We start from the raw sequence: 20051 nt of genomic DNA, 5'->3' as shown, positions 1-20051 counted from the left end.
GACCGTCCTTCAGGCAGCGCGCGCGTAAATATGACCCGGGGAACATAGGGCCGGGGTGCACCGGCACACCAGGTCTGGCGTCATCGTGCGCAAAAGTCGGTTTGTCTACCGGGCTCCCAGGGCATGGAGCATGCCGGCTGCGGATCGCGGCCAGGTGAACTGCTCGGCACGCTGCCGGGCGCTGCTGCGGCGCAGCGGTTCGGGCCGGCCGATCACCGAGGTGACGGCCCGCGCGATGGCGTGCGCGTCGTTGTCGGCAGTCGCCCCGCTGTCGTAGGTGAGGATCTCGGCCAGTGCCGAGGTCCGCGACACGACCGCCGGAGTTCCGCAGGCAAGCGCCTCCAGGGCGGCCAGGCCGAAGGTCTCGTGCGGTCCCGGCGCCAGTGCCACATCGGCCGAGGCCAAGATGGTCGCCACGGTGTCCCGGCAGCCGATGTACCCGGTGAAGGCCACCGGCAGCCCGTTGGCCTGCCGTTCCAGCCGCGCCCGCAACGGCCCCTCCCCGACCACCACCAACCGCGCATCCACACCTGAATCACGCAGGGCGGCAACGGTATCGATGCTGCGGTGGGCATGTTTCTCGACCGACAGCCTGCCGCAGTGCACCAGGAGGGTCTGCTGAGGCGCGGCCCATCGGCTGCGCATCTCGGCACACCGGCGCCGCGGGTGGAACTGCTCGAGGTCCACCCCGAGCGGCACGGTCGCGACGTTGTCGGCGCCGATCCGGTCGAATTCCTCACGCGCGAAGCCCGTCGTGCACACCACGGCGTCGTAGTTGGCCGCGGTGCGCCGGTTGGCGAAGTCCGCGACCATGATCGCGGCCGGCCGTGGCAGCACCTGTCCCACCAACCGGTCCAGTCGTTCGTGGGAGATCATCACCGTGGCCACCCCGTGTTTACGGCCCCACGGGCCCAGCGACCTCAGGGTCAACCGGTCCGACACCTCGATTGCGTCGGGAACGAGCTGCTTCAGCAACGCCGTCACCGGACCGGGCAGCACCGCCCGGTAGCCGCCGGTGAACGGGATGAGCCTGGCAGGCAGAGATATCCGCACGACGCCGCCGGCGAGGACATGGCGCTGCGGGTGCGGACCCGGGACGATGAGATATACCTCGTGGCCAAGTGCGCAATACTCTGCGCCCAGGCGGTCGACAGCGGTCCGGAGACCTCCCGATCGCGGGCCGTAGAAGTTGGCGACCTGGACAACCCGCATGCCATGATCAGAACCGGGCCGCGTGTGCGGTCAACAACGAGGCCGCAACCGCGATCTGAACAGCCGCTGAACAAGCCCGCGCGCAGGTCAGGCGAGATGCGTGGCGAACCAACTCTGGATGCGGCGCCAGGCATCGGCTGCGGCCACCGGGTCGTAGCGATCGCCGGTGTCGTTGAAGAACGCATGGTTGGCATCGGGTTCGGTGATCAACTCGTGCACCATCGCGGCCTTCTCCAGCGCCGCGCGCACCACCGGTTCGGTTGCGTTGACCCGCTGGTCCAGGGCGCCGTAGAAGGCGAGCACCGCGACATCGCGTGAACCGCCGAAATCCGGATCATCAGGCGCCGGACCGTAGAACGGCACCGCGGCAGCCAGCGCGGGAGTACCCGCCGCCAGGAGCCGCCAGACCAGCCCACCGCCCATGCAGAAACCGACCGCGGCGACCTTGCGCCCCGGAACGCGCCGTTGCACCTCCTCGATGCCGGATCGCAGATTGGCGATGAACTCCGGCGGTTCGATCTTGCTCAACGCGGCGGTGGCGTTGGCCGGGTCGGCGAATGCGGCGGTACCGCCCTGCGCAGAGAGCAGGTCGATCGCCAGAGCCGAATACCCGATGCCGGCGAACCGCCCCGCCACCGAACGGATGTGGTCGGTGAGCCCCTTGTTCTCATGGATCACGAGAACGGCGCCCTTGGGTTCCGGCGCGGCGGCCCAGGCACCCTGCAACTCACCATCGGGGCCCGCCCAACTGACCGGACTGGTGGGCACCGCGCCCTGCAGTCCCGGCGGCTGGGCCGGTGCCGGGGCGGTACCTGGCGCCGCATTGGGTGTTGCCGTAGGTGTTGCGGCGGTGTCGGACTGCTTCGCTTCCCCGCAGGCGGCGATCAGCGCGGTCGCCGCGGCGGCGCCGATTCCCAACAGTCCCAGTCGTCGCAGCGCCTCCCGGCGCGACAACAACCCGTCGAGGTGATCGGTCGCGATTTCCTCGGCGATGTAGCGCTGCAGTGGAGTCACCTCGGCCAGTATGCGCTGAAATGCCGAACCGCAGCTATAGAACTGCGCACGGCGGGATACTCATCGGATGGGCTGGACACCGGACCCGGACGCGCTACGGGGATACGTCGCGGTGGTCGCCGGGGCCACCCGTGGCGCGGGCCGGGGCATCGCCGCGGCGTTGGGCGAGGTCGGTGCGACCGTGGTGTGCACCGGGCGCAGCAGCCGATGCGGAAGCCGCGACTCCGACTACGACCGGCCCGAGACCATCGAGGAAACAGCCGAATTGGTCACGGAACTGGGCGGTTCCGGCATCGCCGTACAGGTCGACCACCTCGACGTGACGCAGGTGCGCATGCTGGCCGGGCGGCTCAAGGCCGACTACGGACACATCGACATCCTGGTCAACGACATCTGGGGCGCCGAGGTGCTCAAGGGACCGCCCGACACCTGGGGCCGGCCGATGTGGCAGCACGATCTCGACGACGGGTTGCGGATGCTCCGGCTGGGGCTCGATACCCACCTGATCACCTCGCACTGCATCCTGCCGCTGCTCGCCGACCGGCCCGGCGGCCTGTTGTTCGAGATCACCGATGGGACAACCGAATTCAATGCCGAGAACCCCCGGCTGTCGGTGTTCTACGACCTGGTGAAGACCGCGGTGAACCGGCTGGCCTTCAGTCATGGGCACGAGCTCGCCGCATTCGGCGCCACCGCGGTCGCGGTCACCCCGGGCTGGTTGCGCTCGGAGATGATGCTCGACAACTACGGCGTCAGCGAGGCGAACTGGCGGTCCGCCCTCGACCTGGCCCGCACCGACGGCTACCCGGCCGCTCCGCCGGGTTTCGCCGAATCCGAGTCACCCAGGTTCGTCGGGCGCGGCGTCGCGGCGGTGGCCGCCGACCCGGACCGGGCCCGCTGGAACCAGCAGTCTGTCAGCTCGGCGGCCCTGGCCCGCCACTACGGGTTCAGCGACCTCGACGGGCGGGTGCCAGACGCGTGGGCCCCGCTATAAGCCCAGGTGACCGCGCCTCCGCCCCATCCAGTAGACATTTTTTCAAATCTGTTCACTATTTTCATTGACACTGGCGTTACCGGCCCTGTTCTATGGCTGGGTGAGCTTCGACACAATCATTCGCAACGGCCGGTGGTTCGACGGCACCGGCGCCCCGTCAGCGGTCCGCAACATCGGAATTCGCGACGGGCATGTGGTTGCCATCTCCCCAGAGCCTCTCGACGAGACCGACTGCCCACAGGTCGTCGACGCGACCGGCAAGTGGGTTCTGCCCGGAATGCTGGACATCCACACGCACTACGACGTCGAGGTGCTCAACGGCCCGTCGCTGTCGGAATCACTGCGTCATGGCGTCACCACCGCGATGCTCGGTTCCTGCTCGCTGTCGACCGTGCACGTCGGCGGGGTCGACGCGGGCGATCTGTTCGGCCGCGTCGAGGCGATCCCGCGGGATCAGGTCATCGCAGCAGTGGACGACAACAAGACCTGGACCGACTGCGACGGATACGTGGCCGCGCTGGAGTCGCTGCCGCTTGGCCCCAACCTGGCCGCCTTCATCGGGCATTCCGACATGCGGACCGCCGTGATGGGACTCGACCGCGCCACCCGCAAGGACGAGCGGCCGACCGCCGCCGAGCAGGCCCGCATGGAGCAGATGCTCATAGAGGCCTTGGACGCCGGATTTGTCGGGATGTCTTCACAGCAGCTGCTTTTCGACAAGATCGACGGCGACACCTGCCGGTCCCGCACCCTGCCCTCGACCTATGCCAAACCGCGTGAGCTGCGCCGGCTCAAGTCGATCCTGCGCCGCGCCGGCCGGGTGCTGCAGTCCGGCCCCGACATCCAGAATCCGCTCAACCTGGCCTCACAGGTGGCCCAGTCGCTCGGGCTGCTGCGCAACCCGCTGAAGACCAGCCTGCTGTCGGCCGCCGACATCAAGGCCAACCCGTACGCGATCTGGATGATGGGGCCGTTGGCCCGGTTGGCCAACGCGCTCGGCGGGAACTTCCGGTGGCAACACCTGCCGGTACCGTTCGAGGTGTACGCCGACGGCATCGACCTGGTGGTGTTCGAGGAGTTCGGCTCCGGCGCAGCAGCTCTGCACCTGCGCGACGAGGTCGAGCGCAATGAACTGCTGCGCGACGAGGAATACCGGCGCAGGTTCCGCAAGGACTATGACAACAAGTTCGGGGTGCGGGTGTGGCACCGGGACTTCTTCGATGCCGAAATCGTCGCCTGCCCTGATGAATCCGTGGTCGGCAAGTCGTTCGGCCAGGTCGGTCAGGAGCGGGGCGAGCTCCACCCCGTCGACACCTTCCTGGATCTGGTGCTCGAGCACGGCACCGCGCTCCGGTGGCGCACCACCATCTCCAACCACCGGCCCGAGGTGCTCAAGAAGCTGGCCCGCGATCCGGGTATCCAGCTCGGGTTCTCGGACGCCGGTGCGCACCTGCGGAACATGGCGTTCTACAACATGGGCCTGCGGCTGCTGCGGCATGTCCGCGACGCCGAGCGGGCGGGCACGCCCTTCATGTCGATCGAGCAGGCAGTGCACCGGCTCACCGGTGAGCTCGCCGACTGGTACCGGATCGACGCCGGCCACCTGCGCATCGGGGATCGCGCCGACGTTGTGGTCATCGACCCGGAGCGGCTCGACGACTCCCTCGACGCCTACGCCGAGGAGACCGTCGACCACTACGGCGGGCTGTCCCGCATGGTGAACCGCAACGACGACACCGTCACCGCGGTGCTGGTCGGTGGGCGCACTGTGTTCGCCGACGGCGCGCTGACCGACCTGGTGGGACGCCGGCGCACCGGCCAGTTCCTGCGCGCCGCGCACCATACTCCCGCGCCGGCCGTCGAGAAAGGTGAATTGTCCAGTGTCCGTTGAGCAAACCGTTGGCTCCGTCGAGCAGACCGTCCGCGAAATGTGGAAAGCCCTGTCCGACCGCAACTGGGAGTTGCTGAAGACCTATCTTTCCGAGGACTGCATCTACCTGGACATGCCGGTGGGGCCGGCCGCGGCCGCCAGAGGACCCGAGGACATTGTCAAGCGCCTCAAGATCGGTCTCGAGCCCCTGGCGTCATACCAGAACTTCTCCGGCCTGCTTGTCGAGAACGGTCCGGACGCGATGTACGAACACCATGAGGAATGGCACTGGGTCACAGGCGAATCCGCAGTGCTCCAGTTCGTCACGGTGCATCGGGTCGAGAACGGCAAGGTGACACTGTGGAAGGACTACTGGGACATGGGCGCCCTGGCCAACCACGCGCCGCCGGACTGGCTGGAGAACTTCGCCACCGCCGACATGTCGTGGGTGTTCGACGCCACCGGGCTGGTCTGACCCGGGGGTCCATCAGTCGATGCCCCATACGAGGCAGAACGGGTGGCCGGCCGGATCGCGGAACACCCGAAAGTTGTCCTCGCCAACGGCATCGGTGACCCGGGTGGCACCCAGCGTCAGAACCTGACGCTGGGCCACGTCCGGATCGTCGACCTCGATGTCCAGATGGAGCTGCTGGGACCCCCGCGAATCCGGGAAATCCGGCGGCTCGTGTTCCGGTGAGTACTGACACGCCACCCGGCGGCCCGCCGGATCCGTCACCACCACCCAGGTGTCGTCCTGGGCGGCGATCTCTCCGCCCAGTAGCCCGGCGTAGAACTCGGCCAAGGCCCGGGGATCCCGGCAGTCCAGCACGACGGAGCGAAGTCTTCCGATCATCGCGTCGGTATTGCCTTCGCGGGCAATGCCCAAACGCTCAAACGCTCAAATGCTCACGCACACTCAAATACTCCAGGCCATCCGGAACCGCTCGGTGAGCTGCCCGGCCTCCAGATCGCCGAAGTTCTCCTGCTCGTAGCGGCGGACCGCGAGCACGGCGTCCACGGGCTGATCGCCGAGTATTCGCCGGATCAGTGCCGAGGAGTCCAGCGCGGCGAGGTTGTCGGCCTGGCGGCTGGATAGCAGCGCGATGCCGTCGCCTGCGCGCTGGGCATCGCTCAGCGAGGCCGGGTCGACCCGGACTTCGGGACTCAGCGCCAGCCCTTCGGCGATTCCGCGCTCGGCGAGACCGAGAATCGTCGCCGTGGCCAGATACGGGTTGGCCGACGGGTCGATGACCTTCACCTCGACATTGGCTCCGTACGGATTGCTCGGACCGCCGATCAGAAATCGCACCGCGGCTTCGCGGTTCTCGGTGCCCCAGCAGTTGTAGGCCCCCGACCAGTAGCCCGGCTTCATCCGCAGCCCCGACAACACCGACCCGCACAGGACACCCTGTGCGGCCGGCAGACCGGTGAGAAGGCCCGCGAGGGCGGATTCGCCCTGAGGCGTCATCCCCCGGACTCCGCTTCCACCCGAGAACACCGGTGCGTCATCCAGGCTCAACGAAAAGTGTTGGTGGGCACCCGTGCCCACCCCGGTGGCGAACGGCAACGGTGAGAGGCTCACCCGCAGGCCGTGTCGCCGGGCCACCCGTGCGGCGATGATCCGCATGAGCACGAGCTGATCCGCGGCCGCCACCGGCGGCAACGGGGCCAGGGATATCTCGAACTGATTGGACCCGTATTCGGGATGGAACTGCTCGATGGCCACCCCGGACCGGTTGGCCGCATCGGTGACATCGCGTACGAATCCTTCGAACTCGAGCACCCCGGCCAACCCGTACTGCGCCCACAGCAGCGACGGCAACCGACTGCCGTCCGGCCCGACGAGTACGAATTCCACCTCGTGCCCGACCAGCGCGGTCAGATCGGCCGCCGCCAGACGGTCCTCGACGCGCTGCAGAACCCCTCGGCCGCAGTACGGATCGGGTGAACCATCCTGGTTGTAGAAAGCGGCAGGCGCCCAAGCCAATCCGTCACCGAGGATGCGCAACGCGCTGAGATCGATCCGGATCCGCTGATCCCCCACCACCCCGATGGCCTCGCTCATCGCGATACCCGTCTGGTCGATGGTGAACGCGTGAAACACCGGGCTGGCGCCGAGACCGGGATCCGCGAAGATCCCCATCCGGCGCAGCGGAACGGTTTTCGCGTGCGTCAACCCGGCCGGGCTGACCACCGTGCCGATCAGCGTCGCGACGCCATCGGCTTCCAGCTGGGCGATCGCCGCCGCGGCCAGCGGTTGCGCCGGCCGGGACAGTCCAGCTGATCCAGCTGTCACAACCACATTGTGCGCCGGGTCGGCACGGCCTAAAGAGTGATCTTGCAGGTTTGCCCGATGTCGAGGGTCCGCAGCATCCGGCCCATTCCCAGCCACATCGCACACGACAGCGCCAGGTCGGTGAGCAGTTCGGCGTCGAACTGCTCAGCGGCGCGCTCCCAGAAGTCCTCGTCGTCACGCAGCCCGGTGTGATCACTGGCGAAACGCTGGGCGAACTCGGCGGCGACCCGCTCCTGCGCGCTGTAGCCGGGCCAGGTCTGCCACTCGGCGGCGTGATCGTAGAGATCCTCGTCCACGCCTGCCGCGACCCCATCGGAGTCACGGGTGTTCTGGCACACCACGCATTCGTTGTCGAGCGCGATCACCATGCGGGCCAGTTCCCGCACCCGCAGCGGCAACCGCCCCTTGGTGTACACCGCATTGGTGTAGTTGGCCATGGCGGTGCCGATCTCGGGGGACCTCAGGATCCAGCCGGCCACGTCGTCGTCGGGAAATTCTCCGATACGGCTCATGGCCGAATCGTACGCGCGACTCGGCAATTCTGGAACAAGTTCTAGTTTTTTGCTCCCGGGCCGGTCAGCTCGGGGGTTCGGTCTTCACCCCAGTCCCGTTGCACCACGACCCGGTGGGCGATGCGCTCGAGCGCGGCCTCTACCTGCGCGCGGTCTGGGCGGCCCTCGAAGGACGGGGATTCGTCCAGCTTGTCGACGATCCGCCCGACCAGCGCGGCGGATACCCCGTCGACCTGCCGCACCCCGCTCTGCGTCAACCACAGGCTGTCCCCCGTGCGCAACACATAACCGTCCTGCACCAGGCGGTTGAATGTCGGCTCGAGCACTTCGAAGGGCACGACGAGGCGGTCGGCGATCTCGGTCAGGCGAGCCGAGCCGAATATCTGGCTGTGCCGGTAGATCTTGAGCAGCGCCCACAGTCCGGCCACGTCGAGCTCGCACCCCGGCCCGCCGGCCACGTTGCGCAGCCGGATCTCCGGTGAACTGCGCATCAGCCGGCTGACCACGTTCTCCAGCACCTGGTCGGCAGATTCGGAACTCGGCATGCCGAAACCCTCGCCGAGGTCGGCCGCCAACGTGGCCTCCGCCTCGAGCAGGGGCACCTCTTTGAGGAACAGCGCGACGATCAAGCCGACAAGTGCCACCGGCGCGGCGCAGAGGAACACCAGATCCAGCGCATCGGCGTAGGCGTTCACGATCGGGGCGGCGACCTCGGGCGGCAGCTCGTGCAAGGCCTTGGGCGAGGCACCCGCGACGGCGGGGGCACCGCTGGCCGCGAGTGCGCTCGGAAGCCGGTCCGAGAGGAATCCGGCGAACAGCGAACCGAAAATGGCGGCACCGAACGAGCTCCCGATGGTCCGGAAGAACGTCACCCCGGACGTCGCAACGCCCAGATCGGCGAAGTCCGACGTGTTCTGCACGATGAGGACGAGCACCTGCATGCACATGCCGATACCGGCGCCCAGGATCAACAGGTACAGCGACTGCAGCGGGATCGGTGTCGCGGCATTCATCCGCGACAGCAGCACGAAGCCGACGAGCATGATCGCCGTACCTGCGACCGGGTAGATCTTGTAGCGACCCGTACGGCCCACCAGACTGCCGCTGACGGTCGATGTGATCAGCAGGCCAATGACCATCGGCATCGTCCGCAATCCCGATTCGGATGGCGATACCCCGTCGACGAACTGCATGAAGGTGGGCATGAAGGTCAGCGCTCCGAGCATCGCGAAGCCGACCACCAGCGACAGCACGCAACACATCGTGAAGACCGGGTTCCGGAACAAGCGCATCGGCAGAATCGGCTCTGCTGCCCTGGTTTCCGCCCGCACGAACATCGCCAGGGCCAGGATCGACCCGACCACCAGACCGATGATGGTCGGTGACGTCCAGGCCAGCTCGCCACCGAGACTGGTGGCCAGAGTGAGACCGGAGGCCCCGATCCCGACCCAGACGATCCCGGCGTAGTCGATCACCGGACGCGCGGGGCGGGACGTCAGCGCCGGGATCGTGGCGGCGGCGACCACGAGCACCACCAGGCCGACCGGGATGCTGAGCCAGAACGCCCAGCGCCAGCCGAGGTGATCGGTGACGAAGCCGCCGAGCAGCGGGCCCGCCACGGTCGTGACGCCGAATACCGCCCCGAGCGCACCCTGATATCGGCCTCGGTCGCGCAACGGGATGACCTCGGCGATCAGGGCCGAGGAGGTCACCATGATCGCGCCGCCACCGATCCCCTGTAGCGCGCGGGCGGCCACCAGCATGGCCATCGACCCGGACAGACCGCTGAGGACCGATCCGACGAGAAAACACAGGACCGCCACCTGGTACACGACTTTGCGGCCGAAGATGTCGCCGACTTTCCCGACGACAGCGGTGACGACCGTGGACGCGAGCAGGTAGCTGGTCACCACCCACGCCTGATGGCCGGCGCCGCCGAGATCGGCCACCACGGTCGGCAGGGCCGTGGCGACAATGGTCTGGTTGAGCGAGGCCAGCAGCATGCCGAGCAGAACAGCGACGAACACGAGGTTGCGTCTGCGCACGCTCAGCAGTGCCGCGCCAGAGGTCTGCTCGGCGGTGGTTGATGGGCTCGACATGACTTCCTTTCACCTGCCTGCCAGTTCAACCACGATATCGTTAGACAAGCTATGAAAGTTACAGCGCGAACAAAGCCGCCCCGGGCAACCGGCGGTCACCGGGCTACCCAGGGCGGCTTGAGCCGAAACTCCTGGCGCTACTGCGGCGGGCGGGAGACGCACTGCGCTGCGTAGAGCGCGTCGCCCAACTTCTCCATGAGCTCGAGTTGGGTTTCCAGGTAGTCGATGTGGCCTTCCTCGTCGGCCAGGATCGTCTCCAGGATGCGTGCCGACGTCGCGTCCTCTTTCTCGCGGCACATGATTATCCCGGGCTTGAGGCGCGCAACCACCTCGTACTCGATCGCCAGATCGGCCTCGAACTGCTCGCGAAGCGTCTGTCCGACCCGCAGCGAAAACAACCGCTGATAGTTGGGCAGACCGTCCAAGAGCAGGATTCGGTCGGTGATGGTCTCCGCGTGCCGCATCTCTTCGAAAGACTCGGAGCGGGTGTGTTCCGCCAGTTCGGTGAATCCCCAATTGTCCTGCATCTTCGAGTGCAAGAAATATTGGTTAATTGCGGTGAGTTCGCTCGTCAATTGCTCGTTGAGCAATTTCAGAACATCTGGATCGCCTTGCATCGTGACTCCTAAGCACCTTGAGGGCTGGTCAAGTGTTGCCGCGTGTCGTGCACTTCCAATCTAGTGCAGAAAGCGTGGTGAGGCGCAATGATTAACGCCCAATTCGGCGTGTTCGTGCGACATTGTCGGACCCTTCGGACCACCCGGACCGAGGCGTGGCCACGAGGAGTGGACTGGCTGTCCTAACTAAGGTTAGACTGCGCTAATCTCTTGTCACACCGCGAAAGAAAGGCCGGTAACGGAATGAGTGAGTACGATTTGCACTCGCTCATTCTGTCTTGCGATTTCCGCGTCGACGACGTCGAACAAATGTGGAAATGGATGGAGAAACACCGTTCCGGCCTTTTGTCGATCGGCGCCCATCATGTGGTGCTCTATAAATCGATTTGGGAGCCCGGCCGCGTATTGGTGACTATCGGAATTCGGCACGCGCGGTCCATTCGCGACGTGTTGCGTTCACCGGCGATTTTCGAGTGGTTCGATATTTCCGGCGTCGAAGATATCCCGCCGATATTCGGCGGCGAAGTGGTGGAGAAAATCGATCTGACCGAACCGTCCCCCGAGGGGCACGTGGCCGGGGTGATCGTGGGAGCGGTGGCCACCGTCGACGACGTTTCCACCCTGATGCGGAAGGTGCACGACGGTCTCGACCGCTTCGAACAGGGCGGCATCCGCAAGATCTGGGTCTACCAGGCGCTCGACGACGGCCAGGAAGTGATGATCCTGCAGGAGGTCTCCGACGAGATCGCCGCCCGGCAGTGGATCGACCACCCCGACGCGGCCGCCGAGTGGATGACCACCGCCGGATTCGGTGCGTACCCGAGCCTGTTCGTCGGCAAGTTGGCATACATCATGAGCGTCGACGAGCAGGACGACTGATGTTCGTCTGCCTCTGTACCGGGGCGACCAGTCAGGTCGTCAACGAGATCGTGGAGTCCGGGGCCACCACATCCAAAGAGGTGGCCGAGGCCTGCGGCGCCGGCGCCGATTGCGGACGATGCCGGCGCACGATCCGCGCCATCATCGCCGCCCATCTGGCGGCCGACGGGAGCCCGCAGGCGTTCAACGGTTGCCCGTCGCGGGCCACCCGCTAACGCTTGCGATCGGCGAACTGAGCCAGCGCGTCGACGTTGGCCGCGGCACCCACCAGTTCGACGAACAACGCCTTCTCCCGCTCGACGGCGGCCGAGATCGCATCGCGGATCGGCGCCACCATGGCCTGTTTGACGGCAATCAGACTCGAAATCGGCTTGGCTGCCAGGGTTTCGGCGTACCGACGGGCCTCGGGCAACAGATCATCGGGCTCACACACCTTCCACACCAGACCCATCTCACGGGCCTCGGTCGCATCCACCCACTCCGAGGACATCAGCAGCCAGGCAGCGTTCTGCCTGCCCACCAGTCGCGGCATCAGATACGAGGAGGCCGCCTCGGGCGCCACCCCCAGGCTGGTGAACGGACACTTCAACCGCGCCGAGGACGACATGAACGCGAGGTCGGCGAACCCGAGAATGGTGGCGCCGATACCCACGCCTACCCCGTTGACCGCACAGATCAACGGCTTCGGGAAATCGGCGATCACCTCGATCAGCCCGTAGAACCCGTGCTCGCCCGGGGTGAATTCCGGGTTGGTGATGCGGGTCTGCATCTCGACGAGATCGTTGCCCGCGCTGAACGCCCGGCCGGCCCCGGTCAGCAGCACCACCGCCACGTCGGGATCCTCGGCCGCGTCGCGCAGGGCAACCGTCGTCTCGTCATACAGCGCCTCGTTGAACGCGTTGAGCGCGTCCGGACGGTTGAGGGTCAGGGTGCGAACCCGATTGTTGTCCTCGATCAGCAGGGTCATCTCTCACTCCTCGCGTTCGCGCCGTGACCGCTGCAGCCTAACTAGAACACGTTTCACTATTGCCGGCCGGGTGCGGGAACCCCGGCGGCGAAAGGGCTGGAGTAGACATATCGACTGGTCGGAACGGTGTCGATGTTGCTGCTGGCTCCGAAGGCATCCGTGCTGGCCACCATCTTGCCCATGCGATCGGCCAGATCGTCGTCGTCGGCAGCGCCGAAGAACGCGTGCAGATCCGATACCGCCGCCTGGCGGAACAGTTCCTCCACGATGCCGTCGATCGCCGGGGCATCCTCCGTCAGGGCACGGACCACGGTGTTCTGCGTGTAGCCGAAAGTGTCCTGGGTTTCGATGGCCACCGAGGTGTGGTCGATGTGCCAGCGGTGCAGCCAGGTGGCGCGATCCAGGTCCGAAGGCCGGCGCAGCAGCGCGATGTTGGCCAGGCCGTCGGTCCGCTCACCCGCGGCGGTCGGCGGCGCCGGCATCGGGACCGATTCGGTCACCAGATACGCCGCGAGCGAATCACATTCGGCGGCAAGTATTTCCAATGCCCTGCCGGTCAGTTCACCGTAGTACTGCCGGACCCACAGGCTGACCACCGCGACCACCGGCGGATCCAAGGTCGTCAACGTCATCAACGAATCCCGCACGGCGTCGTCACGGACATTGATCGTCAGGCCCGGCAACCCGAGCGCCAGCAGTTCGTCGGCCACGCGGGTGCGCAGTCCCTGGCACCACTGCTCATCCGAATGTGCGGCGCGCAACAAAACGATGACTTTCTCCACAGAGGGAGAACCTACCGGCGCACCGATCCGCGCCACGCGTGGGCAGTTGTGCCACCGGCGGGCCACGGCGAGTGAGAATGGTGGGGTGCACACGGGTGGACAGGCAGCCGACGCACTCCGGCTGAGTACCCCCGACGCCGGTGCGGTGGCCCGAAGCCTGATCGGCGTCCTGGCGGTGACTGCGGCCGCCCTCGCGTTGGGTTCCGGCGCGACGGCGATGTGGACGCTGAGCGGCGGCGTGATCGCCGGTGCGATCGCCCTGCAACGCAGCCCCGGCGGCCGGGTTCCCCTGGTCGTCACCGGCTCCTTGGAACTGGCCATCGCGGTGCTGCTCGGCACCCTCACCGGCGGGCACAGCCCGGTGTTCATCGCAGCGGTGGTGCTGTGGTGTTTCGCCGCGGGTATGCAATGGTCCCTCGGGGCCAACGCCGGCCTGGTGGCCTCGGCGGCGAGCGCACTGCTGGTGTTGGCACCACCGGTCGCACCGACACTGGGCCAGTCCCTGCTCGCGCCCACCCTGGTGGTGGTCGCCGGTGTGGTGCAGGCCGTACTCATCGCGGTCTGGCCGCCGCGGCGCTGGCGAGCCCAGCGCGACGGTCTCACCCGCGCCTACCGGTCACTGGCCAGCGATTCCCGCAACGTCGCGGCGAACAGCGCAGCCGCCGTCGACGACGCGCCGCTCACCTGGCTGCGTGAGGTGTTCGCCGACAGCCAGGTGAGCCAGCGGCCGAGGGCCTACCACGGCGGATACCGGCTGCCGGAACGCCTCGCCGGCACCTTGGCCTCGCTGCGTTCCACCGCCGACCGTGACACCAATGGCGACGACGAGTCCGTGGCGGACACCGGGCTACCGCAACTGTTGACCGCCGCGGCGGTGCTCCTCGACGCGATCGCCGATCACGGGCACACCGCACGACGGGACGCCGAGCATGCCCTGGTGCGCGTCCAGACTGCCGGGGCCGCCGTGACAGGTCCCGAAACGGCGCTGGCCCAACGCTTCTGCGAACAGCTGCGCGAGGCCGCAGTCCTGCGGTTCGGCCAGTTGCACCGGCCCGACCTGATCGGCTCGCTGGCCTCGGCACCCGCCGTGGTCCGCTCACACCTGACCTGGACCTCACCCATCCTGCGCCACGCCATCCGGCTGGCGGTGACGACAGCGCTCGCGGTGGCCGCCGCCCGCTACGGCGGGCTCGAGCACGGCTACTGGATGCCGTTGACCGTCGTGGTGGTGCTTCGGCCGGAAACGGCACACACCTACACCCGGTGCGCCGGGCGCATCGCCGGCCTCTGCGTCGGCATCATCGCCGCATCGATCCTCACGTTCGTCTGGCAACCCGGACCGATCGGCTCGGCGGTGTGCGCGCTGCTGTTCGTCGGACTGGCCTACGGTGTCGCACAGTTCGGCTATCTCGCGGTCGGCGCGGCCGTGGGGGCGATCGTGATGTTCGCCGTCGGGGTGAGCGCGTCCGCACCCTGGTCGGGCAATGCCGACCGATTGGTCGCCGTATTGATCGGCGGCGCCCTGGCGGTGATGGCCCACGTGGCGCTGCCCGACCATGCGTTGATCCGGTTGCGCCAGCGGGCCGGAGAACTGCTGATGACCGAGATCGATTACGCCGCACTGGTGATCAAGGCGTTCGTCCATGAGGTCGACCATCCTGCCGAGATCCTGTCGGCAGCCTGGCAGCGGGCGTTCCGGGCGCGGGCCGCATTCGAGGCCGCATGGGGCGCCACCAGCCTCGAGCCGCCGATCCTGCGCCGGTGGCTGCGGTCCTACCGCACCGCGCTGAATTCGGTGACCAGTGCCTGCACCACGCTGGAGAACAGCCTGCCGACGCATCCGTCCTCAGCCCTGCACAGCGAGTTCGTCGCCGCGGTGGACGATTACGTGGAGGCGCTGCGCGGCGCACCACCGAGCCCCGCCGTGCCATGGAGCCTGGATACCGCCGAGCTGTCGACCGCACTGCGGCGCGTGCACAACGTGGCCTCGACACTGTCCGCCGACAACGGCGCGGCCCGCATACTGATCGGCGAACTGACCACGATCACCCGCAGCCTGGAGGACATCGCGATCGATCGCGTCGAGCCCGCAGGAGACTCGCGCTAGCTCACCCGCGCGCCCATTTCGGCAGGATGAAAACCCCCTCGGCCTCGGCGGTGATCCCCTCGGCATCTGAAACATGTCCGGAGGCAAAGGCTTTGATCCCGTCGGTGCGGGTGATCCGTCCCTCGGCATGGAGTTCGCCCAGCGGAGTCGCCCGCAGATAGCGGATGGTCAGGGTGCCGGTGAACCGCGGGCGATCCGAGTCGCTGGCAGCCACCTCCCCCAGCACGTGGTCGAGGACCATGGCCACCATGCCACCGTGCACGTGGCCCGGCGGCCCTTCGTAGGGGGCCCCGAGATGGAAATCGGTGTGGACGCCACCGTCGGGGTCCTTCACCATCACCAGTGGCGGGGCGATCGGATTGCGGATCCCGATCGCCGGGTTGCCCCACGGCATCCGGTCCCCGTCCGACGTGAACTGGACACCGAACGGCCCGTCGATCTGCTCGGCCCGCAACCGCGCGGTCGCGTCGTCGATCTGGGCCCGCACGGCGGCGACCTCGCCGGCGTCGACCTGCGAACGGATACTGGCGTCGATCAGTGCGCGCACCGAATCGGCCAGCGGCGCCCACACCGACCGCAGACGCTGAACATCCGCGGAACTGAGACCCTCGACATGGGTGTAACCCGGCATTGGTGAACTAGAACATGTGCGGCGCGCCGGTGTCGAGCCAGCCGCATTCGACTCAGTGGTTCGTCCAACGGTACGCAGCGGCATGGTTGCTGAACTAACCTCAGCGTCGTGACGGATCCCGCCCAGACCGAACCGTACTACCGGCTCGGTACCTATCACCGGCCGACGGACACCCCCTCGCAACCGGCACAGGTGTGGTTCGACCGCGGCATGGTCTGGTCGTACGCCTTCAACCACGAGGAGGCGATCCGGTGCTTCGAGCGGGCACTGCGGCTCGACCCGGATTTCGCACTCGCCCGCTGGGGTATCGCCTACGCGGTCGGCCCCAACTACAACAAGGCCTGGGACGCGTTCGACCCGGTCGACCTGACCGCATCGCTGGCCCGGGCCCGTACCGAACTCGAGCGCGCCGCCACCGGCCGCGCCTCGGCACTGGAACGCGACCTGATCACCGCTCTGCACAAGCGATTTCCGACCGCCGACCCCGAGGACGCCGAGGCCCTCACGGCGGGGCACGCCGACTACGCCGATGCGATGACGGCGCTGGCCGCCGCCCATCCCGAGGACATCGACGTGCAGACGCTGGCCGCCGACGCCCTGCTCAATGTGACCGCGTGGGCGTTGTGGGACGGCCGCACCGGTGAGCCCGCCCCGGGATCTCGTGTGGTGGAGGCGAAACGGATTCTCGACGTGGCGCTGGCCACCGCCGCGGGACGGCAACACCCCGGGGTCCTGCATCTGTACATCCACGCGATGGAGATGTCGACGACGCCCCAGGCGGCGCTGCCCGCCGCCGATCTGTTGCGCGGGCTGGTGCCCGACGCCGGTCATCTGCAACACATGGCCAGCCACATCGACGTGCTGTGCGGGGACTACCGCAACTCGGTGACGGCCAATCTCGCTGCGGTACAAGCGGACAGAGAATTCGTCGCCCGCGAGGGGGCGCTGAACTTCTATTCGCTGTACCGGGCGCACGACCTTCATTTCGTGGTGTATTCGGCCATGTTCGAGGGCAGTTCGCAGATCGCTCTTGACGCCGCCGAGGAGCTGGCCGCGCAGCTCACCCCCGAGGTGCTCTCGGTCGCCTCACCGCCGATGGCCGACTGGCTGGAGGCCTTCGTTCCCCTGCGGGTGCACGTGCTGGTGCGGTTCGGCCGCTGGGACGAGCTGATCGCCGAACCGCTACCCGCCGATCCCGAGCTCTACTGCACCACGACCGCGACCATCCACTACGGCCGCGGCGTCGCCTACGCGGCCACCGGCCGGGTGGAGCAGGCCCGTTCCGAGTGCGACAGGTTCCTCGCCGCGTACCGGCGCATACCCGACACGCGCTACCTGTTCAACAACACCAGTCTGGACATCCTGGCCATCGCCGAGCAGATGCTCAACGGTGAAATCGCCTATCGGGAAGGCGATTACGATACGGCCTTCACGTACCTGCGCCGGGCCATCGAGCTCGACGACGCCCTGCCCTACGACGAGCCCTGGGGATGGATGCAGCCCACCCGGCATGCCTACGGCGCGCTGCTGCTCGAACAGGGACATGTCGAGGAGGCCGCCCGCGTCTACGCCGCCGACCTGGGCCTGGACCCCACACTGAGCCGGTCCAGCCACCATCCGAACAACGTATGGAGCCTGCACGGCTACCACGAATGCCTTCGCCGGCTGGGCCGCGACGCCGAGGCCGTCATCATCGGGCAGCAACTCGAGTTGGCGCGGGCCCGCGCGGACGTCGCGGTCAACGCGTCGTGCGCCTGCCGCCTCGAGGTGGCGGACCCGTGTTGCGGCGGCGAGTGAGGGTTCCTGCTTCGGCGCGGGCGTAAACTCGCCTCCGTGGCCATCAGCGAGAACGACCTCGGTCAGCTGCGCAAATGTGTCGAGTTGGCCCGCGAAGCACTCGACGACGGTGACGAACCCTTCGGATCGATACTGGTCGACCACACCGGGACGACGGTGTTCGCCGACCGCAACAGGGTCAAGGACGGGGACGCCACCCAGCATCCCGAATTCGCCATCGCCCGCTGGGCCGTCGAGCACCTGAGCCCCGAAGACCGGGCCCGCGCCACCGTGTACACCTCAGGCGAACACTGCCCGATGTGCTCTGCCGCGCACGCCTGGGTCGGCCTCGGCCGGATCGTCTACGCCACCTCCTCGGCACAGCTGAGCGACTGGCTGTCCGATTGGGGTGCTCCGGGCGGTCCGGTGGCACCGCTGCCGATCACCGCCGTGGCCCCCGACATCGAGGTGGACGGCCCGGCGCGGGAACTGGCCGAGACCATGAAGGATCTGTACGCGGCGAAGTTCCGTGGCTGAGCCCGCCTGGGTCGCGCACGCCATCTGGTGGCAGATCTATCCACTGGGTTTCGTCGGCGCGTTTCCCGCCGACCGGCCGCCGTCGGCCGACGAACACCGGTTGCGGCGCATCGTTGACTGGTTCGATCACGCCGTGCGGCTGGGCGCGTCCGGCGTCGCGCTCGGCCCGATCTTCGCATCACGAACCCACGGTTACGACACGACCGACCACTTCCGCGTCGACCCGCGTCTGGGTGACGAGGACGACTTCGATCACCTGGTGACCGAAGCCCGGCGGCGCGGACTCCGGGTCCTGCTCGACGGCGTGTTCAACCACGTGGGCACCGACTTCGCCCGGTATCGGGAGGCACTCGACGGCGGACCCGATCATCCCGCATCGAGCTGGTTTCGGCGCGGCGGCAACGCATCTCGATTCGACACGTTCGAAGGTCACGGCGAGCTGATCGCGCTCAACCACGACGAGCCCGCGGTGGTCGACCATACCGCCACGGTGCTACGACACTGGTTGAACCGGGGCGCCGACGGATGGCGCCTCGATGCCGCGTATGCGGTGCCCGACCGGTTCTGGGCCCAGGTGTTGCCGTCGGTGCGTCGCGATTTCCCCGACGCCTGGTTCGTCGGCGAGGTCATCCACGGCGACTACTCCGCGACCGTCCGCGCCGCCACCTTCGACTCTGTGACCCAGTACGAGCTGTGGAAGGCCATCTGGAGCAGCCTCAACGACGGCAACTTCCACGAGCTGGACTGGGCACTGAAGCGGCACAACGACTTCCTCGCCACGTTCGTACCGCTGACCTTCGTGGGTAACCATGACGTGACCCGGATCGCCAGCCAGTTGCAGAATTCCGCGCACCTCGAGCACGCGCTGGTGCTGTTACTGACCACCGGCGGGACACCGAGCATCTACTCAGGCGACGAGTCGGCCTACCGGGGCGTCAAGGAGGAACGCCGTGGCGGCGACGATGCCGTACGGCCGGAATTCTCCACTCCCCCAGATGATTCCGATGCCATGAGGCTGCACCAATATCTGATCGGGCTGCGCCGCAGGCATCCGTGGCTGCACACCGCGACGACGTCGCCGTTGCTGCTGACCAACACCGGGTATGTCTACCGGACCAGCGCGGGTTCCGAATCCCTGATCGTGGCACTCAACATCGATGACGCACCACTGCGGCTGTCGCTGTCCGATCTCGCGGTGGGATCGGGACGGGTGATCGCAGGTTCGGGCGCACCACCGCAGGAGGACATCGGCCAAACGGAGGTTCCTCCGCACGGATGGCTGATCATCCAGCCGCACTGAGCTTTTCGAGCGTCATCCGATCTTCGAGCCCGTCATAGAACTTGTCCAGCACGACCTGAAAGTCGGCTCGCTCGGCCGGGTTCGCGGCGGCCTCGGCGAACAGCGTCATGCTGGAGCGCACCTTCAGCCAGTCCGGCCAGCCGAAGATCTGCTCGGCTGTCCGCCCGTCGATCTGCGCAACCAGCCGGGCGCATTCCCGCAGCCTCGGCCCCAGCGTCGGGTGGGCCAGGTAGGCCCGCGCCTCCTGGGCTGAGGCGATGCCGTAGTGGGCCGCGGTCGGGCTACGGCCGAGCCCCCGCAACTGCGGGAAGACGAACCAGATCCAGTGACCGCGCTTGCGCCCGTCCCGCAACTCGCCGCAAACGTCGGCGTAGACGCCGGCCTGGGCATCGACGAACCTCTGCAAGTCGAATGGGTCGCTCATACCTCAAGTTTGTCGCGCAACCTCACGCAATACA

At 67.3% G+C, this 20051-nt stretch carries 20 protein-coding genes; 9 read left to right on the top strand and 11 right to left on the bottom strand.

Annotated elements, in window-relative coordinates; translation table 11 throughout:
* Window positions 1-105 precede the first annotated feature (105 nt).
* On the bottom strand, window positions 106-1212 hold the full coding sequence (locus EH231_RS08275; protein ID WP_090433281.1) for a glycosyltransferase: 1107 nt from the start codon (window positions 1210-1212) through the stop codon (window positions 106-108).
* Between the two features lie 87 nt (window positions 1213-1299).
* Window positions 1300-2226, bottom strand: coding sequence for a dienelactone hydrolase family protein (locus EH231_RS08270; protein ID WP_090433279.1), 927 nt, complete (start codon window positions 2224-2226; stop codon window positions 1300-1302).
* A 67-nt stretch (window positions 2227-2293) separates the two neighbouring features.
* Between EH231_RS08270 and EH231_RS08265 the strand changes: the two genes are divergently transcribed.
* The 3 genes from EH231_RS08265 (at window position 2294) to EH231_RS08255 (ending at window position 5565) form a co-directional block, all read left to right on the top strand.
* The gene (locus tag EH231_RS08265) at window positions 2294-3220 is read left to right on the top strand and encodes an SDR family oxidoreductase (protein ID WP_090433277.1); all 927 of its coding nucleotides are present in this window, start codon (window positions 2294-2296) and stop codon (window positions 3218-3220) included.
* A 100-nt stretch (window positions 3221-3320) separates the two neighbouring features.
* Window positions 3321-5111 carry an N-acyl-D-amino-acid deacylase family protein gene (locus EH231_RS08260; protein WP_164480809.1) on the top strand — a complete coding sequence of 597 codons (1791 nt, stop codon included), beginning with the start codon at window positions 3321-3323 and terminating at the stop codon, window positions 5109-5111.
* Window positions 5112-5148: 37 nt separating this feature from the next.
* Window positions 5149-5565 carry a nuclear transport factor 2 family protein gene (locus EH231_RS08255; RefSeq protein ID WP_090433417.1) on the top strand — a complete coding sequence of 139 codons (417 nt, stop codon included), beginning with the start codon at window positions 5149-5151 and terminating at the stop codon, window positions 5563-5565.
* 12 nt (window positions 5566-5577) lie between these two features.
* Here the strand turns inward: EH231_RS08255 and EH231_RS08250 are convergent, their stop codons facing one another.
* The 5 genes from EH231_RS08250 to bfr all read right to left on the bottom strand — a co-directional run bounded on the left by EH231_RS08250 (window position 5578) and on the right by bfr (window position 10614).
* A complete protein-coding gene (locus EH231_RS08250; RefSeq protein ID WP_090433275.1) occupies window positions 5578-5943 on the bottom strand; it encodes a VOC family protein in 366 nt (121 codons plus the stop codon).
* A 63-nt stretch (window positions 5944-6006) separates the two neighbouring features.
* A complete protein-coding gene (locus tag EH231_RS08245) occupies window positions 6007-7386 on the bottom strand; it encodes a type I glutamate--ammonia ligase (RefSeq protein ID WP_241177911.1) in 1380 nt (459 codons plus the stop codon).
* A gap of 29 nt (window positions 7387-7415) precedes the next feature.
* Window positions 7416-7898: a carboxymuconolactone decarboxylase family protein gene (locus EH231_RS08240; RefSeq protein ID WP_090433273.1), complete on the bottom strand. Its 483-nt coding sequence runs from the start codon at window positions 7896-7898 to the stop codon at window positions 7416-7418.
* A gap of 41 nt (window positions 7899-7939) precedes the next feature.
* A complete protein-coding gene (locus EH231_RS08235) occupies window positions 7940-9997 on the bottom strand; it encodes an MDR family MFS transporter (protein ID WP_090433270.1) in 2058 nt (685 codons plus the stop codon).
* Window positions 9998-10134: 137 nt separating this feature from the next.
* A complete protein-coding gene (bfr, locus tag EH231_RS08230; RefSeq protein WP_090433268.1) occupies window positions 10135-10614 on the bottom strand; it encodes a bacterioferritin in 480 nt (159 codons plus the stop codon).
* Between the two features lie 243 nt (window positions 10615-10857).
* Between bfr and EH231_RS08225 the strand changes: the two genes are divergently transcribed.
* A complete protein-coding gene (locus EH231_RS08225) occupies window positions 10858-11493 on the top strand; it encodes a fatty-acid--CoA ligase (RefSeq protein ID WP_090433266.1) in 636 nt (211 codons plus the stop codon).
* Window positions 11493-11708 (top strand): (2Fe-2S)-binding protein, encoded by a 216-nt coding sequence (locus EH231_RS08220; protein WP_090433264.1) that lies wholly within the window; start codon window positions 11493-11495, stop codon window positions 11706-11708. The genes EH231_RS08225 and EH231_RS08220 overlap by 1 nt, the downstream gene beginning before the upstream one ends.
* Here EH231_RS08220 and EH231_RS08215 read toward each other — a convergent pair.
* On the bottom strand, window positions 11705-12460 hold the full coding sequence (locus tag EH231_RS08215; protein WP_090433262.1) for an enoyl-CoA hydratase/isomerase family protein: 756 nt from the start codon (window positions 12458-12460) through the stop codon (window positions 11705-11707). The genes EH231_RS08220 and EH231_RS08215 overlap by 4 nt on opposite strands.
* A gap of 56 nt (window positions 12461-12516) precedes the next feature.
* Window positions 12517-13242: an EthD domain-containing protein gene (locus tag EH231_RS08210; RefSeq protein ID WP_090433260.1), complete on the bottom strand. Its 726-nt coding sequence runs from the start codon at window positions 13240-13242 to the stop codon at window positions 12517-12519.
* A gap of 85 nt (window positions 13243-13327) precedes the next feature.
* Here EH231_RS08210 and EH231_RS08205 point away from each other — a divergent pair, with 85 nt between their 5' ends.
* Window positions 13328-15349, top strand: a complete 2022-nt coding sequence (locus EH231_RS08205) for an FUSC family protein (protein WP_124712205.1) — start codon at window positions 13328-13330, stop codon at window positions 15347-15349.
* Window position 15350: 1 nt separating this feature from the next.
* Here EH231_RS08205 and EH231_RS08200 read toward each other — a convergent pair whose 3' ends face one another.
* Complete coding sequence (locus tag EH231_RS08200; RefSeq protein WP_090433256.1) at window positions 15351-15980, bottom strand: PaaI family thioesterase; 630 nt, start codon at window positions 15978-15980, stop codon at window positions 15351-15353.
* Between the two features lie 192 nt (window positions 15981-16172).
* On the opposite strand from EH231_RS08200, the gene EH231_RS08195 reads away from it, so the two are divergent.
* The 3 genes from EH231_RS08195 to EH231_RS08185 are packed head-to-tail and all read left to right on the top strand — an operon-like array spanning window position 16173 to window position 19593.
* On the top strand, window positions 16173-17777 hold the full coding sequence (locus tag EH231_RS08195; protein WP_090433411.1) for a tetratricopeptide repeat protein: 1605 nt from the start codon (window positions 16173-16175) through the stop codon (window positions 17775-17777).
* A 36-nt stretch (window positions 17778-17813) separates the two neighbouring features.
* Window positions 17814-18293, top strand: coding sequence for a nucleoside deaminase (locus tag EH231_RS08190; protein ID WP_124712204.1), 480 nt, complete (start codon window positions 17814-17816; stop codon window positions 18291-18293).
* A complete protein-coding gene (locus EH231_RS08185; protein ID WP_124712203.1) occupies window positions 18286-19593 on the top strand; it encodes an alpha-amylase family protein in 1308 nt (435 codons plus the stop codon). Before EH231_RS08190 ends, EH231_RS08185 begins: the two co-directional genes overlap by 8 nt.
* On the opposite strand, the gene EH231_RS08180 is transcribed toward EH231_RS08185, so the two are convergent.
* Window positions 19577-20017, bottom strand: coding sequence for a DUF1810 domain-containing protein (locus tag EH231_RS08180; protein WP_124712202.1), 441 nt, complete (start codon window positions 20015-20017; stop codon window positions 19577-19579). The genes EH231_RS08185 and EH231_RS08180 overlap by 17 nt on opposite strands.
* Between the last annotated feature and the right edge of the window lie 34 nt (window positions 20018-20051).

The organism is Mycolicibacterium nivoides (genome assembly GCF_003855255.1).
In the GTDB taxonomy this organism is placed as follows: domain Bacteria; phylum Actinomycetota; class Actinomycetes; order Mycobacteriales; family Mycobacteriaceae; genus Mycobacterium; species Mycobacterium nivoides.
Note: the sequence above shows the minus strand (reverse complement) of the source record. Positions and strands in the feature narration are given on the sequence as shown.

Excerpts from the sequence above, each read along its gene's own strand:
- bfr (WP_090433268.1), bottom strand. The coding sequence starts at position 10,614 with ATGCAAGGCGATCCAGATGTTCTGAAATTGCTCAACGAGCAATTGACG.
- EH231_RS08180 (WP_124712202.1), bottom strand. The coding sequence starts at position 20,017 with ATGAGCGACCCATTCGACTTGCAGAGGTTCGTCGATGCCCAGGCCGGC.
- EH231_RS08235 (WP_090433270.1), bottom strand. The coding sequence starts at position 9,997 with ATGTCGAGCCCATCAACCACCGCCGAGCAGACCTCTGGCGCGGCACTG.
- EH231_RS08255 (WP_090433417.1), top strand. The coding sequence starts at position 5,149 with ATGTGGAAAGCCCTGTCCGACCGCAACTGGGAGTTGCTGAAGACCTAT.
- EH231_RS08250 (WP_090433275.1), bottom strand. The coding sequence starts at position 5,943 with ATGATCGGAAGACTTCGCTCCGTCGTGCTGGACTGCCGGGATCCCCGG.
- EH231_RS08275 (WP_090433281.1), bottom strand. The coding sequence starts at position 1,212 with ATGCGGGTTGTCCAGGTCGCCAACTTCTACGGCCCGCGATCGGGAGGT.
- EH231_RS08265 (WP_090433277.1), top strand. The coding sequence starts at position 2,294 with ATGGGCTGGACACCGGACCCGGACGCGCTACGGGGATACGTCGCGGTG.
- EH231_RS08220 (WP_090433264.1), top strand. The coding sequence starts at position 11,493 with ATGTTCGTCTGCCTCTGTACCGGGGCGACCAGTCAGGTCGTCAACGAG.
- EH231_RS08200 (WP_090433256.1), bottom strand. The coding sequence starts at position 15,980 with ATGCCGGGTTACACCCATGTCGAGGGTCTCAGTTCCGCGGATGTTCAG.
- EH231_RS08240 (WP_090433273.1), bottom strand. The coding sequence starts at position 7,898 with ATGAGCCGTATCGGAGAATTTCCCGACGACGACGTGGCCGGCTGGATC.
- EH231_RS08215 (WP_090433262.1), bottom strand. The coding sequence starts at position 12,460 with ATGACCCTGCTGATCGAGGACAACAATCGGGTTCGCACCCTGACCCTC.
- EH231_RS08225 (WP_090433266.1), top strand. The coding sequence starts at position 10,858 with ATGAGTGAGTACGATTTGCACTCGCTCATTCTGTCTTGCGATTTCCGC.